General features: G+C 63.9%; 19 protein-coding genes and 1 pseudogene. 7 read left to right on the forward strand and 13 right to left on the reverse strand.

Features of this window, described 5'->3' with window-relative positions:
* Positions 1 to 67: 67 nt before the first annotated feature.
* The 5 genes from prmB to uvrC all read right to left on the reverse strand — a co-directional run bounded on the left by prmB (position 68) and on the right by uvrC (position 4,585).
* Positions 68 to 1,042 (reverse strand): 50S ribosomal protein L3 N(5)-glutamine methyltransferase, encoded by a 975-nt coding sequence (gene prmB, locus UP09_RS14910; RefSeq protein ID WP_044538939.1) that lies wholly within the window; start codon positions 1,040 to 1,042, stop codon positions 68 to 70.
* On the reverse strand, positions 1,042 to 1,509 hold the full coding sequence (locus tag UP09_RS14915; protein WP_044538940.1) for a molybdenum cofactor biosynthesis protein MoaE: 468 nt from the start codon (positions 1,507 to 1,509) through the stop codon (positions 1,042 to 1,044). The genes prmB and UP09_RS14915 overlap by 1 nt, the downstream gene beginning before the upstream one ends.
* A gap of 9 nt (positions 1,510 to 1,518) precedes the next feature.
* Positions 1,519 to 1,770, reverse strand: a complete 252-nt coding sequence (gene moaD / locus UP09_RS14920) for a molybdopterin converting factor subunit 1 (protein WP_044538941.1) — start codon at positions 1,768 to 1,770, stop codon at positions 1,519 to 1,521.
* Complete coding sequence (pgsA, locus tag UP09_RS14925) at positions 1,767 to 2,381, reverse strand: CDP-diacylglycerol--glycerol-3-phosphate 3-phosphatidyltransferase (RefSeq protein WP_044538943.1); 615 nt, start codon at positions 2,379 to 2,381, stop codon at positions 1,767 to 1,769. Before pgsA ends, moaD begins: the two co-directional genes overlap by 4 nt.
* A 92-nt stretch (positions 2,382 to 2,473) precedes the next feature.
* Positions 2,474 to 4,585, reverse strand: coding sequence for an excinuclease ABC subunit UvrC (gene uvrC / locus UP09_RS14930; RefSeq protein ID WP_044538944.1), 2,112 nt, complete (start codon positions 4,583 to 4,585; stop codon positions 2,474 to 2,476).
* Between the two features lie 262 nt (positions 4,586 to 4,847).
* Here uvrC and UP09_RS14935 point away from each other — a divergent pair, with 262 nt between their 5' ends.
* Positions 4,848 to 5,471: an outer membrane protein gene (locus UP09_RS14935; protein WP_044538945.1), complete on the forward strand. Its 624-nt coding sequence runs from the start codon at positions 4,848 to 4,850 to the stop codon at positions 5,469 to 5,471.
* Positions 5,472 to 5,800: 329 nt separating this feature from the next.
* Here UP09_RS14935 and UP09_RS14940 read toward each other — a convergent pair whose 3' ends face one another.
* The 4 genes from UP09_RS14940 to UP09_RS14955 form a co-directional block, all read right to left on the reverse strand.
* The gene (locus UP09_RS14940) at positions 5,801 to 6,016 is read right to left on the reverse strand and encodes a cold-shock protein (protein WP_028350729.1); all 216 of its coding nucleotides are present in this window, start codon (positions 6,014 to 6,016) and stop codon (positions 5,801 to 5,803) included.
* 260 nt (positions 6,017 to 6,276) lie between these two features.
* On the reverse strand, positions 6,277 to 7,137 hold the full coding sequence (locus UP09_RS14945; protein WP_044538946.1) for a 23S rRNA (adenine(2030)-N(6))-methyltransferase RlmJ: 861 nt from the start codon (positions 7,135 to 7,137) through the stop codon (positions 6,277 to 6,279).
* 112 nt (positions 7,138 to 7,249) lie between these two features.
* Entirely contained in the window at positions 7,250 to 7,939 is a 690-nt protein-coding gene (locus UP09_RS14950; RefSeq protein WP_044538947.1) for a ribonuclease T2 family protein, read from the reverse strand.
* Positions 7,940 to 8,064: 125 nt separating this feature from the next.
* Positions 8,065 to 8,478 carry a hypothetical protein gene (locus UP09_RS14955; protein WP_044539186.1) on the reverse strand — a complete coding sequence of 138 codons (414 nt, stop codon included), beginning with the start codon at positions 8,476 to 8,478 and terminating at the stop codon, positions 8,065 to 8,067.
* A gap of 216 nt (positions 8,479 to 8,694) precedes the next feature.
* On the opposite strand from UP09_RS14955, the gene UP09_RS14960 reads away from it, so the two are divergent.
* Complete coding sequence (locus UP09_RS14960) at positions 8,695 to 8,994, forward strand: hypothetical protein (RefSeq protein ID WP_044539187.1); 300 nt, start codon at positions 8,695 to 8,697, stop codon at positions 8,992 to 8,994.
* 45 nt (positions 8,995 to 9,039) lie between these two features.
* Positions 9,040 to 9,570, forward strand: coding sequence for a DUF3617 domain-containing protein (locus UP09_RS14965; protein ID WP_044538948.1), 531 nt, complete (start codon positions 9,040 to 9,042; stop codon positions 9,568 to 9,570).
* 104 nt (positions 9,571 to 9,674) lie between these two features.
* Here UP09_RS14965 and UP09_RS14970 read toward each other — a convergent pair whose 3' ends face one another.
* From UP09_RS14970 to UP09_RS14980, 3 genes are all read right to left on the reverse strand, one after another.
* Positions 9,675 to 11,060, reverse strand: coding sequence for an ATP-binding protein (locus UP09_RS14970; protein ID WP_044539188.1), 1,386 nt, complete (start codon positions 11,058 to 11,060; stop codon positions 9,675 to 9,677).
* Positions 11,061 to 11,171: 111 nt separating this feature from the next.
* Positions 11,172 to 11,876, reverse strand: coding sequence for a response regulator (locus tag UP09_RS14975; protein ID WP_044539189.1), 705 nt, complete (start codon positions 11,874 to 11,876; stop codon positions 11,172 to 11,174).
* A gap of 20 nt (positions 11,877 to 11,896) precedes the next feature.
* On the reverse strand, positions 11,897 to 12,445 hold the full coding sequence (locus UP09_RS14980) for a MarR family winged helix-turn-helix transcriptional regulator (RefSeq protein WP_044538949.1): 549 nt from the start codon (positions 12,443 to 12,445) through the stop codon (positions 11,897 to 11,899).
* 304 nt (positions 12,446 to 12,749) lie between these two features.
* Between UP09_RS14980 and UP09_RS14985 the strand changes: the two genes are divergently transcribed.
* The 4 genes and pseudogenes from UP09_RS14985 (at position 12,750) to UP09_RS15000 (ending at position 16,223) form a co-directional block, all read left to right on the forward strand.
* Positions 12,750 to 13,640, forward strand: a complete 891-nt coding sequence (locus tag UP09_RS14985) for a branched-chain amino acid aminotransferase (RefSeq protein ID WP_044538950.1) — start codon at positions 12,750 to 12,752, stop codon at positions 13,638 to 13,640.
* A 107-nt stretch (positions 13,641 to 13,747) separates the two neighbouring features.
* Positions 13,748 to 15,391: pseudogene (hisS, locus tag UP09_RS14990) on the forward strand (histidine--tRNA ligase); the annotation flags it as partial.
* A 120-nt stretch (positions 15,392 to 15,511) separates the two neighbouring features.
* Entirely contained in the window at positions 15,512 to 15,715 is a 204-nt protein-coding gene (locus UP09_RS14995; RefSeq protein ID WP_044538952.1) for a tautomerase family protein, read from the forward strand.
* Between the two features lie 112 nt (positions 15,716 to 15,827).
* Positions 15,828 to 16,223, forward strand: a complete 396-nt coding sequence (locus UP09_RS15000) for a thioesterase family protein (RefSeq protein WP_044538953.1) — start codon at positions 15,828 to 15,830, stop codon at positions 16,221 to 16,223.
* A 25-nt stretch (positions 16,224 to 16,248) separates the two neighbouring features.
* On the opposite strand, the gene proC is transcribed toward UP09_RS15000, so the two are convergent.
* The gene (proC, locus tag UP09_RS15005; RefSeq protein ID WP_502689054.1) at positions 16,249 to 17,079 is read right to left on the reverse strand and encodes a pyrroline-5-carboxylate reductase; all 831 of its coding nucleotides are present in this window, start codon (positions 17,077 to 17,079) and stop codon (positions 16,249 to 16,251) included.
* Positions 17,080 to 17,158: the final 79 nt, after the last annotated feature.

Here is a 17,158-nt window from a genome sequence, read left to right on the forward strand (position 1 = left end):
CACACGATTTTCGTCTCGTCTCGAGTCCGGCCCGTACTAGTCCGGGCTGGGCCCAGACGGCGCCGGATCAGAGATCCGCGGCAGCGATCCAGAACACCTCGCCCTCGGACGCCTCGGTGTCGAGCCAGAGCAGCGGCAGGTTCGGATAGGCGGCCTCGAGATGGTCGCGGCCGCGGCCGATCTCGCAGAGCAATCCGCCCTGCGGGGTCAGATGTTGCCCGGCTTGATCGATGATGCGGCGGACGATATCGAGCCCGTCGGCACCGCCATCGAAGGCGAGCTTCGGCTCGGCGCGGCACTCGCGCGGCAGCGCCGCCATGCCCTCGGCGTCGACATAGGGCGGGTTGGAGATGATGAGGTCGTAACGCGTGCCGCCGAGCGGCTTGAACAGGTCGCCGCGATGCAGTGTCAGGCGATCCTCGAGGCCGTGGTCGGCGACGTTGCGCGCGGCGACCGCGAGCGCGTCTTTTGAAATGTCCACCGCATCGACCGCGGCGTAGGGGAAATTCCGACTGGCCAGGATCGCAAGGCAGCCGGAGCCGGTGCAGAGGTCGAGCACGCGTTCGACCTCGGCGGGATCGCCGATCAGCGAGGTGCTATCTTCGTCGCCGCCGAAATGCGAATCCAGCAACTCGCCGATGAAGGAGCGCGGCACGATGGTGCGCTCGTCGACATAGAACGGCAGGCCGCGCATATAGACCTTGTTGACGAGATACGCGGCCGGCTTTCGCGTCGCGATGCGGCGTTCGATCAGATCGAGGATCTGGTTGCCCTCGGCCACGGTCACCCGTGCGGTCGCAAAGCTCTCGAACTGGTCGGGATGCAGATGCAGCGTCTCGCTGACCAGGAAGGCGGCCTCCGCCACCGGATCGGTGGTGCCGTGCGCGAACACGAGTTTTGCGGCGTTGAAGCGGCTGACCGCGTAGCGCAAATAATCAAACAGGGTCCGGAGTTCGCCGGGTGCGACCTTTGGAACCTTCGGCACGGCAGGGCTGCGCTTCATTGGCAGTTTGCTGCGCTTGGCCTCCAAGAGCTTGGCCATCAGGATTTGGTCCAGCGCGCGGCAGCCGCGTCGTCATGGCCGCGCGCCTCGATCCAGCTCGGGCCGCGCGCGCTTTCCTCGCGCTTCCAGAACGGCGCGCTGGTCTTCAGATAGTCCATCAGGAATTCGGCGGCCTCGAACGCGGCTTGCCGGTGCGCTGACGCGGTCACGACCAGCACGATGTTCTCGCCCGGCTCGATGCGCCCGACGCGATGGATCACGGTGAGGCCCTGCAGTGGCCAGCGCGACAGCGCCTCGTCGGCGTGGCGCTGGATCTCGGCTTCCGCCATGCCCGGGTAATGTTCGAGCGTCAGCGCCGCGATCGGTTCGCCTTGTTCGCTGCCGCGGCAGATTCCGCTGAAGCTGACGACGGCACCGATGTCGATGCGGCCCTTGCTCAGGTCAGCGATTTCCCGCGCGACATCGAAGTCGGCGTCCTGGATACGAATGGTCGCAGCAACGGTCATGCTAAGGATTCAGCCGCCGGTCATCGGCGGAAAAAATGCGATCTCGCGGGCGCCCAAGATCGCCGCGTCCGGTTTGACATGGGTCTGGTCGATCGCGGCGCGGATCACCTTGGGTTTTTCGAAGGCGTAGGCATACGTCTCGCCGCGCGCGGCGAGCCAGCCGATCAGGTCGCCGACGGTGCGCACCTCGGCCGGCGGCTCGACGGTCTCCTCGGCCTTGCCGATCCGCTCGCGGACCCAGGCGAAATACTTCACCTTCATCCCTCATCCTCCTTGATGAGGTGATGGATGCCGGCGCGGAAATAGTCCCAGCCGGTGTAGATCGTGAAGATCGCCGACATCCACAACAGCACGATGCCGATCATGGTGGTCGGCGAAAAAATCTGCTCGCCGGCTTCGCCCGCGATCAGGAAGCCGATCGCCACCAGCTGGATCGTGGTCTTCCATTTCGCCAGCTTGGTAACGGGAACGCTGACCCTTAAGCCCGCGAGATATTCGCGCAAGCCCGAGACCAGGATCTCGCGGCACAGGATCACGATCGCGGCCCACAGCGTCCAGCCGTGGATTGAGTTGTCGGCAGCCAGCATCAAAAGGCAGGATGCGACCAGAAGCTTGTCGGCGATCGGGTCGAGCATCCGGCCGAAGGCGGATTGCTGGTCCCAAATCCGCGCGTAGTAGCCGTCGAGGTAATCGGTCACCCCGGCCGCGATGAACACGGCCAGTGCCACCCAGCGCAGCCACAACGGGCCGTCGAGGATCGACTGCCAGTAAACACAGCCGATCACCACCGGGATGGCGGCGATCCGGGCGTAGGTCAGGATATTCGGGAGGGACAGGGTCTTGCCCTGTCCCCGGGTCGTGGCGATGTTCATCCGTCTTACCAATACCGCTGAGGCGAGAAGGTCAACTATGCGTACCCAAGAAGGCCCGTCGCAGGCAACGCCCTGATGACTCGATTTTCCCTTTAACCCGGCTGGGCGTGGAAAAACTCGAAAATCTTGCGGGCACTCTCGGCGCTGACGCCGGGAACCTTGCCGAGGTCGGCGATCGAGGCCCGCTCGATCTCCTTGAGCGTTCCGAAATGATGCAGCAATGCACGTTTGCGCGACGGGCCGATGCCCGGAATCTCCTGCAAGCCGGCCTCCCTTATGTCCTTTTTGCGCAGCTTGCGGTGCGAGCCGATGACGAAGCGGTGGGCCTCGTCGCGCAGCCGCTGGATGAAATAGAGCACCGGGTCTCGCGGCTCGAGTTTGATGGCCTCGCGATCCGGCATGAACAGGGTTTCGCGGCCGGCGTCGCGGTCCGGTCCCTTGGCGACGGCCATCAGCGAGACCTGGGTCAGCCCGAGGGTCTGGAAAATATCCCTGACGGCGTTGAGCTGGCCGCGGCCGCCGTCGATGATCACGAGGTCGGGCCATTGCGGGAACGAATCGTCATCCGGCTTGTCGTTTGCCTTGGGCTTTACGTTGTCTTCGGCACCGTCCTTGGCGGCGTCGCCCTCGGGCGGCTTCAACAGGCGCTTGAAACGCCGTTCCAGCATCTCGCGCATCATCCCGTAATCGTCGCCGGGCGTCAGCCCCTCGGACTTGATGTTGAACTTGCGGTACTGGTTCTTCATGAACCCGTCGGCCCCGGCAACGATCATCGCACCGACCGCGTTGGTGCCCTGGATGTGGCTGTTGTCGTATACCTCGACGCGCTTTGGCGTGTGCGGCAGGCCGAGCGTGCTGACCATGGCCTGCAGCAGCCGGCTCTGGGTCGCGGTATCGGCGAGCTTGCGGCCGAGCGCCTCGCGCGCATTGGTGAGCGCGTGGCCGACCAGCTCCTTCTTCTCGCCGCGCTTCGGCACCGAGACTTCGACCTTGTACCCGGCCTTGACCGAAAGCGCGTCGGCGAGCAGCGTGCTCTCCTCGATCTCGTGCGACAGCAGGATCAGTTTCGGCGGCGGCTTGTCATCGTAGAATTGCGCGAGGAACGAGGCCAGGACCTCCTCGGGTGTGAAGGTCTTCTCCGCCTTCGGGAAATAGGCGCGGTTGCCCCAGTTCTGGCCGGTGCGGAAGAAGAACACTTCGACGCAGGAATAGCCGCCGTCCTGGTGGATTGCGAACACGTCGGCCTCTTCGACCGTGCGCGGATTGATGCCCTGCTGTGACTGGATCGCCGACAGCGCCGCGAGACGGTCGCGGTAGAGCGCCGCGGTCTCGAACTCCAGTTCGCCCGACGCTTTCTCCATCTCGGTGGCGAGCAATTGCTTCACGGCGTGGCTGCGGCCCGACAGGAATTCGGTCGCCTCGCGCACCAGCTCAGTGTAGCCGGGGAAATCGATCTCGCGCGTGCAGGGACCGGCGCAGCGCCGGATCTGGTAGAGCAGGCAGGGCCGCGTCCGGCTCTCGAAGAAGCCGTCGGTGCATGAGCGGATCAGGAATGCGCGTTGCAGCGCCGTGATGGTGCGGTTGACCGCGCCCGCGTTGGCGAACGGACCGAAATAGCGTCCAGGCCGCGACTGCGCGCCGCGATGCTTGAGGATCTGCGGCGCCCAATGATCGCCTGATATCAGGATATAGGGAAACGACTTGTCGTCGCGCAGCTGCACGTTGAAGCGCGGGCGCAGCTGCTTGATCAGATTGGCCTCGAGCAGCAGCGCCTCGGTCTCGGTCGTGGTCGAGATGATCTCGACATGCGTGGTCGCCGCGATCATGCGCAGGATGCGCGCCGGCAAGGGGGCGTTCGCCCGCGCATAGGACGACAGCCGTTTGCGGACGTTCTTCGCCTTGCCGACATAGAGCACGTCGTTGGCGGCGTTGAGCATGCGGTAAACGCCGGGCGACGTCGGCGCGAGGCGGACCGCGTTCTCGATCGTGGCGTGCCCGCTTGCCAGCCGCCCTTCGGCGATCGCCTCGGCTGCGTCCTCCGTCGCATCGGGCAGGCGCGCCTCGTCATCCTCGTCGGTGACGGAGCTTGCGGGATCGACGTCGCCCGTGTCGAGCGTCAGGTCGTCTTGCGGCAGATCGGATTTTGAACCGCGCCGGGCCGGTCGCGGGGGCGGCGTCGGACGCTCGGGAGAATCGTGAACCATGGCTGTAAATTAAGCGCTGGACGCGGCGGTCGCCAGCGTCGGCGACGCTGGGAAGAGGGCGATTGCAGGCGGTTTCCGGCTCCACGCAGCCGCCGGGGAGGACAGGTAACACATTGTTAAGACTGATGAGCGGGGCGGTAACCGGCCTTAACAGCCCTTTAACTTAAAACTCTCGATAAACCTTAGCGAAATAAAGTGGAAATCCGTAACCACGCCGGCCGCGAGCCGGCTGGTCACGGCAGTTGCGTGGTGGAGAGTACCGATGACCCGGTTGGTTTTGCGTGCGCTGGCACTGATCGCGGCAGTCTGGACGACCTCGGCGGCGGCCGCCGACCTCAATTACGGATCGCCCTACACCGTCCCCCAGCCGCTCAATGCCTATAGCTGGGCCGGCCCCTATCTTGGCGGCAATATCGGCTACGGCTGGGGATCGGTCGCCAACAATCCGACCAAGCCCTCCGGTTTCGCCGGCGGCGTCCAGGCCGGCTACAACTTCCAGAACGGCACCCCCTGGGTGTTCGGCATCGAGGCCGATATCCAGGCCTCGGCCGCGGACGATACGTTCGCGCCCTGGAAGTTCTCCAATCCCTGGTTCGGCACCCTGCGCGGCCGCGTCGGTTATGCCTTCAACAACGTGCTGTTCTACGGGACCGGCGGTCTGGCCTTCGGCGAACTGCGCGGCGAGACCTTCGGCGTGTCGGAGTCGCACACCAATGCGGGCTGGACCGTCGGCGTCGGCGCCGAAATGGGCTTTGCCCCGAACTGGAGCGCCAAGATCGAATATCTCTACGTCGATCTCGCCAACAGCAACTTCGCGCTCACCGGTGGTGCGGCGAACGGCTACAGCTTCGGCCTGGTCCGCGCCGGCGTCAACTATCACTTCTGAGAACAAGAAAATTTCGACCACCAACTCCCGGCTGCGCCTCGCGCGGCCGGGTTTCTTTTTGTGCTGACGGCTTGGAGCGATTGTTCGATCGGCCGCACATTGCGACTCTGCGGAATCAGCCAGTTGGCGACCACATCGTGCAGGCGATCACGCAGCGAGCACGCGTCAAGCGCTCGGCAGGCAGCTTACACGAAACGCTTCATTCCGCTTTCGCCGTGAGCCCGGGGTCATGACGCGATCGCAAGCAACCGCGACGCAGCCTCAGGTTCTACATTCGCGCATGATCCAGTCGGAAACCCGGCTTCCACTTGTCCGGATCACGCGCGCACTCACGAAGAAATCACCAGGTTGACCGCCTTGGGGCCCTTGCCCTTCTTGTCCGGTTCGACCTCGAATGTAATGCGTTGTCCTTCAGTCAAGTCCTTCAATCCTGCCCGCTCGACGGCGGTGATGTGAACGAACACGTCGCGACCGCCATCATCAGGTTTGATGAAGCCGTAGCCGCGCTCTCCATTGAAGAACTTGACGGTCCCAGTCATGGCCATCGGGAAACTCCTCCCCCGTATTGCTCCACCGCTACGCGCACGCCGCGTAGCGGTTGACCGACATTCGCTTGTCGGGAGCCTGGCCACCTGAGCAGGCCGGCGTCACGCCGCCGGTTTGCCTGGATTTTATTTCGGCCTCGTCACTCCGCCGCAACCATTCGCGGAAGCGGAACGTAAAGCCAGTCGTAACAGGATGAGCATAATACGGTTCCGCGCAGATTGCCTACGCTTCAATCGAACTTTTCAGTGGGCGCGCCGGATTAGGGTTTGGGAGTATCGAGTCTGAAGCGGGCGGCTCCGCCCTGGCCGAGCGGCTTCTCGAGTTCGGGCAGGATGATCTTCAGCTCGTTGGCAAGCGTCCACGGCGGATTCACTATCAAAAGGCCGGTGGAAACGAGGCCGCTGCCGGTTTCTTGCGGCGCCACACTGAATTCCAAACGCAAACATTTGCCAGGCGGCCGACTCGTTGCTGCTGTGGCGGCCACGCTGCGCGCGAGTTCCTCGGTAGCTCTCCGTGTTTTTACGGGATACCAGATCAGGTACATGCCGGTCGGCCATTTTGCGAACGCTTCCGAAAAACCCTTGGCCAGCCGCTCGAACTCATTCTTCGCCTCGAACGGCGGATCGATCAGCACCAGACCGCGCCGCTCGTTCGGCGGCACGAAGGCCGGCAGCGCCGTCCAGCCATCGAGATCGACAACGCGGGCCTGGGTGTCGCGCCGCAGCGCGTCGATCAGTTGCTTGCGCGCGGTCTGTTCGATCTCGCAGGCAGTGAGGCGATCCTGCGGTCGCAACAGCGCCCGCGCGATCAAGGGCGAGCCCGGATAGGCTTTCAACTCGGCCTTCGGATTGAACGCTCTGACGATATCGAGATAGGGCGCGATCAGCGGCAACGCCTTGTCGGAGAGCCGCGCCTGCATCACACGGGCGATGCCGGTGAGGCATTCGCCGCTGCGCTGCGCTTCGCTCGATGCCAGATCGTAGAGCCCGGCGCCGGCATGGGTGTCGATGACGCGGAACGGCGCCTGCTTTTCCTGCAGGTAGCTGAGCATGCGCACCAGCACGATGTGTTTGATGACATCGGCGAAGCTGCCGGCATGAAAGGCGTGACGGTAGTTCATCAGCTAGCAGTTACCACGTCATTGCCGGCGTAGCGACTGTCGGCCTTCGCTCATAGAGCTTCAGCGGACCCGGTCGTCGCTCGCGCCCCTCGCGACAACGCCGAAGCGAGACCTATCCGCCGCGCATCGGAGGCATTACCACCTCCTCGCGGCGGCAGGCGCGACGGTCGATTTCCTCGCAGGAGCGGAATTGCAGGTCCTTGGAGAGGCAGATCCGCACCTCGCTGAGCCGATTGCGGTCGCAGGTGACCGAGATGGCTGTGCTGCTGAGCCCCGGATTGGCCTTGATGAACGCCGCTTCCAGGTCGTTGGGCGCGATCGTCTTCGGCTCCGACAATTGCAGGAATTCCTCAGGGATCTTCACCGCGGCGCGTGCCTTGCGGATGGCTTCGAAATAGGCGCGCTCGCCGAGGCCGGAGCAGGTGCCGTGCTTGTCCCATTCATTGAAGATCAGCCCGGGCGCCGGCATCAGATCGAGCATCGAGGTCATGATGTTGCGGGCAAGGCGCGGCGAGGGCCGCTGGCAGTATTCCGGGAAGCCACGTTCATATTGCGGCCACAGGCCGTGCACCACGAAGGAGAACGGCCGTCCGCCGCACTGTGCCTGCGTGCCACGGCCGTTGTTGCCGCGTTCGCTCGCCGACTCGCAGAAGGAGGGCGACCAAGACAGCGACAGCACATAGAAATCGAACTCGCCCGGCGCGTTCTGCCGCTGGTCCTGGGCTGACGCCAAGCCGCCGGAAACCAGAACCAAAGCTGCAAGCGAAATCAGAAATCGGGAAATTGTGACCAACCGAGGCATCAAACGCTCCCTAACTTGACCATGGCGAACCTAGCAGGAGGTCGGAACATTTCAAGAACAAAAATGCCGCCTGCCCCGCTTCGGAGGGCAGGGCGCAAACGACGGCTCGCCAGTCTAGCAGGAGATCAGGGTCGCGCGGCCCTGCAGGAAGGGTTGTAGGCCCAGTTGCGGTCGAGGCCCGTGACGCACCATTCGACGCCCTTGCCGAAGCCGGCGAAGCCGCCATCCTCGATGATCGAATAATGTACGGAGCGCTTCTTGCCGTCGCTCAGCATCACGTCGCCGGCACAATAGCGGCGCGGAATATTGTCTGACTGCCAGGGACGGAATGCGGTCTCGTGAATCCGGTCGTAGCCGGTGATCTCCAGCGGCGAATTCCAGAAGGTGGCTTCCTTCTCGTGGAACTGCGAGCTGATGGTGGGCAAGGCCGTCTCGCAGTCGGGCACGCGGCCGTCATAGCGCGGACCGGACAGCCAGAAGTTCAGCTCAAGCGGATTTGCGGCATGTGCCGTGCCCCCAAAAGCCAGCAGGCCGAACATGAGCGCGGCACCAAGGCCGAGTTTCTTGGGGGAGGTAAACAGGTTGCGCATGGGAATCCGCCCGATGATCAGATGCCGCGGACGGTGCCGTGAAGCCCCGGCAAGGTCAAGTGCAGCGCGGCAACACCTGCAGAGAAGTCCACTTTCGGAGGTGGCTCGTTCTTTCCATGGCCGGCGGCGCACTCTATGTTGGTGCCAAGCGAAATGGAGTCTGCGATGCGAAGGAAATTGGCTGCGTGCCTGGTTGCCGTTTGCGGGATGCTGGCCGTTGCCCCGGCACGGGCCGACTGGCTGCAGCCGGTGCCACCGTTCAAGGCCAATGATACCGGCGGGATCATCGCCTATACGCTGGCGGTCCAGAGCGATGCACGGCAGCTTGCCGTCGACCATTGCGCCTCCTACGGCAAGGTGGTGAAATTCCTCGCCGTGCAGGCCTATCCGGGCGGTTACATCTCGTTTGCCTGTCGCTGGGTCCCCTACGGCGCCGCAGGCCGGCCCTTGCGCACGCTCTACTGAGAGCGGTCTCGAATCCTGCAATCGTTCAGCCGGGAGCCAATCGCCATGACGCGCCAGCTTGCTTTGCTTGGTTCGGCCGTTTGCCTCGTGTTGTCGGTCGGCGCTGCCAGTGCGGTCGACCTGCCGATCCGCAAGCCGGGCCTGTGGGAAATGAAGATGGTCAGGACCGGCGGGCCGATGCCGGAAATCACCATGCAGCATTGCACCGACGAGACCACCGACAAGGACATGAGCACGGCGGCCTCGCCATTGGCGAAGGAGATCTGCTCGAAGCAGGATATCCAGAAGACCGCGACCGGCTATGTCGGCGATAGCGTCTGTGGCGTGGCGGGCGTGTCGGTGACGTCGCATACCGAGATCACCGGCGACTTCAATTCGGCCTATACGGTCAAGAGCACGTCGCATTCCGAAGGCCGCCCCTCAGGCCCCCGCGACGCCACCACGACCGTCGAGGCGAAGTGGCTCGGCACCTGCAAGAGCGACCAGAAGCCCGGCGACATCATCATGCCCGGCGGCATGAAGATGAACATCAAGGACATGCAGAAGCTGAAGGACCTGCTGCCCAAGCAGAAGTAGCGCGCCGATCTGTAGCCCGGATGGAACGAAGCGCAATCCGGGGCCGCTCCCCCAGTTCAATGTCCCGGATTGCGCTTCGCTCCATCCGGGCTACGAAATCTTCGCTACACCGGCACCCGCACCGCGGCCCGCAAGCCGCCCATCGGACTTTCGCCGAGCATGATGTCGCCGCCATGCGAGCGGGCGATGTCGCGGGCGATGGCAAGGCCGAGCCCGGTGCCGCCTTCGTCCTGGTTGCGGGCATCGTCGAGCCGCAGGAACGGCTTGAACACCTCCTCGCGCATGTCGGCCGGAATGCCCGGGCCGTCGTCGTCGACGGTCACGGTGAGATAACGGTGATCGCGGTTGCCGGTGATCGAGATCGTGTTGGCGTGGCGCGCCGCATTCGACACGAGATTGGCGAGGCAACGCTTGAACGAGGCCGGCTTCACCGTGACGACGGGCAGGCCGTGGAATGCCACGGTGGTGGTATGGCCGTGACGCTCGGCGTCGTAGCGCAATTCCTCCAGCGCCAGCGCCATGTCGGTCGGCTGTGCGATCTCGCCGGAATCGCCGCGCGCAAAGGCGAGATAGTCCTCGAGCATCATCGACATCTCGTCGACGTCCTTGCGCATCGCGTCGATCTCGGGACCTTCGCCGAGCAGGACGAGCTCGAGCTTGAAGCGGGTCAGGATGGTGCGCAAATCGTGCGACACGCCGGCGAGCATCGCGGTGCGCTGCTCGATCGAGCGTTCGATGCGAGCCTTCATCTCCAGGAACGCCTGCGCCGCGCGCCGCACCTCACGCGCGCCGCGCGGCCGGAAATTCGGTGCCTCGCGGCCCTTGCCGAAGCTTTCGGCGGCATCGGCCAACCTCAGGATCGGCTTGATCTGGTTGCGCAGGAACAGCACCGCGACGATCAGCAGGATCGATGAGGTGCCGACCATCCAGAAGATGAAGATCTCCGAATTGGAGGCGTAGGCCGCGCTGCGCTGGGCGAAGATCCGCATGACGGAGTCGTCGAGCTGCACGCGGATCTCGACCAGGTTGGAGTTGCCGACGGTGTCGATCCAGAACGGGCGGTTGATCTGCCGACCGAGCTGCACCGAGAGCGTCTGGTCGAGCAGCGAGAAAAACGGCTTCGGCCCCGGCGGCGGCATGTCGCCGGCCGGGAGGAAGTCGACCACGAGCTGCAGCCGCTGTGCGATGCGGCGAAGCTGCGCATGATCCTTGTCCTGCGGAAAGCCCTTGTAGACGTCGATCAGACCGGCGATCTCCTGGACCACCGAGGCCGAGAGACGTCGCGTCACCGTGTTCCAGTGCCGCTCCATGAAGACGAACGCGACCACGGTCTGCAGGATCACCATTGGCACAATCATGATCAGCAGCGCGCGGGCATAGAGGCCGGTCGGCATCCAGCTCTTGAACGCGTTGCCCATCCAGCCATTGGCCTTCGACACGCGCTGCGACGCGTTGCGGATCAGGGTCAGGCCGGTATCGAGCGTGCTCATGGCTGTGTTTGAGATCATGATGCGATTGCAAGCAATCGCATCATGATCTCATCTCCTTAGTTTGAGCATGATCTTCTCGGAAAACCGGTTTCCACTTTTCCGGATCATGCTTTACGGCGAGGCCACCAGGCGATAGCCGATGCCGCGCACCGCCTGCAGGAACAGCGGATTGGCGGGATCGCGCTCGATCTTGCGGCGGAGGCGGTTGATCTGGACGTCGACGGCGCGCTCGTTGACGGTGCCGCCGCTGGTCAGCGCCGTGCGGGGCACGGTCTCGCCGGGGGCGCTCGCGAGGATGCGCAGCATCTCGCGCTCGCGGTCGGTAAGATGGACGGTCTCCTCGCCCTGGCGCAGCTCGCTGCGCTCAATATGGAAGATGTAGGGACCGAACGCGATCTGCTCGACGGCGGCGACCTGTGGCGTCGCGGTGCGCTTGAGGATATTGCCGATCCGCAGCACGAGCTCGCGCGGTTCGAACGGCTTGGCGACGTAATCATCGGCGCCGATCTGCAGGCCCTCGATGCGGGCCTCGGCCTCGTGCCGCGCGGTCAGCATAATGATCGGTACCGACGACGAGGTGCGGATGAAGCGGGCGAGGTCGAAGCCGGTCTCGCCGGGCATCATGACGTCGAGGATCAGGAGGTCGAAATGCAGGCCGAGGAGCTTGGCGCGGGCGTCGCTCGCGCTCATCGCAGTCGTGACGCGATAGCCCTCGCCGGAGAGAAAGCGCGACAGCAGGTCGCGGATGCGCCGGTCGTCGTCGACCAGCAGAAGATGCGGTGCGTCGTCGGCCGGCTGGGCCGGCGTGCGCATCATGGTTGCAACCTGGGCCACGATCACTCCTTTGTCTTTCTTGCGCCGAAGATCGCCTCTAACACCTTGTCGGGATCGTCGCGGTCGATCATCGCGCGCAGGAACTGGCGAACCGTCTCGACGCCTTCAGCATCGATGCCGGCGACCGCGCGGTTGATGCGGTCGGTCTGCAACCCCGCGAGCTTGGCGACCAGCGCCTCGCCCTTGGGCGTCGCGTAGAGCAGGCGCTGCCGGCGGTCGTTGTTGCCGGTCTTCTGGACGATATAGCCCTCGTCGAGCAGCTGTTTGAGCACGCGCCCGAGCGATTGCTTGGTGATGCGTAGCACGTCGAGCAGGTCGGCGACCTTCAGCCCGGGGTAGCGGGTGACGAAGTGGATGACCCGGTGGTGGGCGCGGCCGAAGCCGAAAGCTTCCAGCTCCTGATCGGCGTCGCCGACAAAGTCCCGGTAGGCGAAGAACAGGAGTTCGATGATGTCCCAGCGCAGGTCGCTTGGGCCGGCCGCAGAGGACGGATGGTCGCTCCCCTGCGAATCGGGCTTGGCAGCCATGCCTGAGAAATTTATGTCAGTCATATTGACGTATCTTGGGTTCAATGTTACAAAACTGCCAGTCACGACGAAATATTAAGTCGCTTCGTCGCTGGCAACGTTGGAGGCGGCCTGAAAGAGCCAGTGATGGCGGTTTGGGCCGCAAATTGGACCACCGTGCGATGTCGAGCGGCATTTCGGCAAACATACTGGACTTCAGCACTCCGCAAAAGCTCGTCGAAGCGGCGGCAGCTGCGGGAGGCGCCCCTCGAGGGGGCGGCTGGGGCCCTTCGTCTCAACAGCGCCTAGGCGCGGGCGCAGACAATTGCGTCCATCCCGGAGAGAAGCCATGGGAGTTTCATTCGACAAGATCGACGGCGTCATCTGGTACGATGGCAAGCTCGTGCCGTGGAAGGATGCCAACGTCCATGTGTTGACCCATGGCCTGCACTACGCAAGCAGCGTGTTCGAGGGCGAACGGGCCTATGGCGGCACGGTCTTCAGGAGCACGGACCATTCCGAACGGCTGAAGCGGTCGGCCAACATCCTCGACTTCGAGATTCCCTATTCGGCCGCCGAGATCGACGCGGCCAAGCAGCTCGTGATCGACAGGAACAATTTGCCGGACGCCTATGTCCGCCCGGTGGCCTGGCGCGGCTCGGAGATGATGGGGGTGGCGGCGCAAACCAACACCATCCATCTGGCAATCGCCGCCTGGAATTGGCCGAGCTATTTCGATCCCGCCGAGAAGCTGAAGGGCATCCGCATGAGCCTTGCCGAGTATCGGCGGCCGGACCCGGCCACCATCCCGGCCCTGGCGAAGGCGGCGGGCCTCTACATGATCTGCACGATCTCCAAGCACAAAGCGGAGCGCGAGGGCTATGCCGACGCGATGATGCTGGACTGGCAGCGCCGGGTGGCCGAATGCACCGGCGCCAACATCTTCTTCGTCAAGGACGGCAAGATCCACACCCCGATCGCGGACTGCTTCCTCGCCGGCATCACCCGCGCCACCGTGATCGATCTGGCCAAACGCCGCGGCCTCGAGGTGATCGAGCGCCGCATCATGCCGGACGAGCTCGACGGCTTCTCGGAGTGCTTCATCACCGGCACGGCCGCCGAAGTGACGCCGGTGTCCGAAATCGCCCGGTGGAAGTTCACCCCCGGCAGGATTTCGGAGCAACTGATGACGGATTACACCGTCGAAGTGCAGCCAAAGGGCAAGCAGGCGGCGGCGTGAGTGGACAGAGGCGCATTTCTTCCCCTCTCCCCTTGTGGGAGAGGGTGCCCGCAGGGCGGGTGAGGGGTATCTCTCCACGAACACAGACCTCTCCTGCGGAGACAACCCCTCATCCGTCGCCTCGCTCCGCAAGGCGCCACCTTCTCCCACAAGGGGAGAAGGAAGGTTGCCCCACCGCGCCTCGGCTGGTACCAACCCGCCCCATGGCCGACAAACCGAAAAAACCGCAGAAATTGAAGGCACGCCTGCCGCGTGGGCTGGAGGATCGTGGTCCTGCCGCGATCGCGGCCACGCGCCAGATGGTGGACAAGATCCGCGCCGTCTACGAGCTCTACGGCTTCGAGCCGGTGGAGACGCCGGCGATGGAATATACCGACGCGCTCGGCAAGTTCCTGCCCGACCAGGACCGTCCCAACGAGGGCGTGTTCTCGTTCCAGGACGATGACGAGCAGTGGATCTCGTTGCGCTACGATCTGACCGCGCCGTTGGCGCGCTACGTCGGTGAGAACTACGGAACGGAGAGCTTGGTGCTCCCGTATCGCAGCTACCGCCACGGCTATGTCTATCGCAATGAGAAGCCGGGCCCCGGCCGCTTCCGGCAATTCATGCAGTTCGATGCGGATACGGTCGGCTCCGGTTCGACCGCAGCCGACGCAGAAATCTGCATGATGGCCGCGGATACGATGGAAGCGCTCGGGATTCCGCGTGGCTCCTATGTGGTGAAGGTCAATAACCGCAAGGTGCTCGACGGCGTGCTGGATCGCATTGGTCTTAGCGGGGCAGAGAACGCATCTCGCAGACTGACGGTGCTCCGAGCCATCGATAAGCTTGATAAATTCAAGCCCGAGGAAGTCCGTCTTCTGCTCGGGGAAGGACGCAAGGATGAGAGCGGCGATTTTACTAAAGGCGCTCAGCTAAATGATGCTCAAATTGAAACCGTCTTTCAGGTTTTAAAATACAAAATCGAACTCAACGAAAGTTCTGATGGCATTGAGAGCCAATCTTTAGTCATCGACGCGCCGGGTATCTTCTTTCAAAGCAAGGAAGGGACAGATCTACTTCATCAGGGAAGATCTGAACTGGTTGAGATCGTGAAGCTGGCGGCAGCGGCGGGCTATGGAGAAGATCGCATTCGCATCGATCCCTCCGTCGTCCGCGGCCTCGAATACTACACCGGCCCCGTCTACGAGGTTGAGCTCCTCCTCGAGACCAAGGACGAGAAGGGTCGCCCCGTGCGCTTCGGTTCGGTCGGCGGTGGTGGGCGCTATGACGGTCTGGTTTCTCGCTTCCGTGGCGAGCCGGTGCCGGCGACCGGCTTTTCGATCGGTGTGTCGCGCCTGCAGGCCGCGCTCACCATGCTCGGCAAGCTCGACACGCGCCCCGATTTCGGGCCCGTGGTCGTCACCGTGTTCGATCGCGACCGCATCGCCGACTACCAGAAGATGGTCGCGCAGCTACGCAACGCGAAGATCCGGGCCGAGCTCTATCTCGGCAACCCCAAGAACATGGGCAACCAGCTCAAATATGCCGACCGTCGTAATTCGCCTTGCGTGATCATCCAGGGCAGTGACGAAAAGGCGCGCGGCGAGGTGCAGATCAAGGACCTGATCGAGGGCGCCAAGGCCGCAGCCGCGATCGCCTCCAATCAGGAATGGCGTGAGACGCGTCCTGCACAGTTCTCCTGCGCGGAAGCCGATATCGTCGCCAAAGTCCGCGAAGTGCTGGCACGGCATGACGTGAAGTGGGGATAGCCATTCGCTTGTGACGTCATGTCCGGCCTTGTGCCTGATATCCACGTCTTGTTTGATGGAAAAACGACGTGGATGGCCGGGACAAGCCCGGCCATGACGAAGACAACAGGGAGAGCAACGATGCCTGAGATCACCGTGAGCATGGCCGCCGGCCGCACCGACGAGCAGAAGGCCGGCATGATGCGCGACATCACCCAGGCGTTGGTCAAGAACCTCGGCGTCGATGCCGACGCGGTCGTGATCCAGATCAACGAAGCGCCGCTGCATCACAAGATGAAGGGCGGCAAGACCTTCGTCGAGCGCGCGGCGGCTGCGAAGAAGTGACGCGATAGCGTCATTCCGGGGCAGCCCGCCAGGGCTGAACCCGGAATCTCGAGATTCCGTGTCTGGTGCTAACGCACCATCCCGGAATGACGGCAATGATTGAAAACATCCCATGGACGCACGCGACTTCATCACACCTGGCATGAGCGCCGAGCGCATGCTCGTGGTGCCGCCGGAGCGCACGGTCGGGCATTTCGTGCCTGATATGCCGATGGTCTATGCGACGCCGATGATGATCCTGGATATGGAGATGGCGTCGGGCGATGCCATCAGGAATTCATTGCAGCCCGGCTGGATCACGGTCGGCACCGAGGTCGACATCCGCCATCTCGCGGCAGCCCTCGTCGGCGCCACGGTGCGGACCACCGCAAGGGTGATCGCGGTGGAGCGCCGCGTGATCCGTTTCGAGGTCGAAGCCTTCGAAGGACCGCGCAAGCTCGGCGAAGGCCGCCACGCCCGCGGCCTGGTCAATGTCGAGAGTTTCAACAAGCGGCTCGGGGCCACTTAGGCCACACACTCCGACGTCATCCTGACTACTTCGCCAATTCCCTCGAGCGCCTCGTCGCTGCGGCGATCGCGCGGGTCAGCAGCGGCTGCATGCCGTCCTTGGCCATCAGCACCTCGAGTGCTGCGGCGGTGGTGCCGCCCGGCGAGGTGACGTTCTGGCGCAAGGTCGCCGACGGCAAATCCGAGCGATGCAGCAATTCGCCGGAGCCCGCGACCGTCGCACGCGCCAGTGTGGTTGCGAGCGTTTCGGGCAGGCCGGCCGCGACGCCGGCACGGGCGAGCTCTTCGGCGAGCAGGAACACATAGGCCGGGCCGGAGCCGGACACCGCGGTCACCGCGTCCATCAGGCTTTCATCGTCGACCCATTCGACCTGACCGGTCGCCTGCAACAGCGCATTCGTGGTCGCGCGCTGCGCTGACGTGACGCTTGTCGCCGGCACTGCGACCGTGATGCCGCGGCCGATCGCCGCCGGCGTGTTCGGCATTGCGCGCACCACCCTGCCGCCGCAGACTTCTTCCAGCACTGATATCGTCGTGCCGGCCATGATCGAGACCACCAGCGTCGAGGGTCCCACGAACGCCTTCAGCGCAGCGCCGGCCTCGCGAAACGACTGCGGCTTCACCGCGACGACAAGCGTATCGACCGCGCCGATCTCCTTCGCCGGTGGGTTGAGACGAACGCCCTTGGCGGCGAGCGCGGCAATCTCCGGCGCAAGATGCGGATCGATCACCACCACGCGCTCCGGCGCAAGCCCCTGCGCCAGCCAGCCGGTCAACATCGCGCCGCCCATCTTGCCCGCGCCTGCAAGCGCGATGGTGCCGGTGGTGTTCTCTAATGCGCTGCTGGATGTGTTCACAGGTATCACCGCCATCGTCGTCCCGGCGGAGGCCGGGACCCATAACCACAGGCGGTTCTAGTGAAGCGAGGGAGAGGTC

Origin of the sequence: Bradyrhizobium sp. LTSP885, assembly GCF_000938305.1 — a bacterium.
Taxonomy (GTDB): Bacteria; Pseudomonadota; Alphaproteobacteria; order Rhizobiales; family Xanthobacteraceae; genus Bradyrhizobium.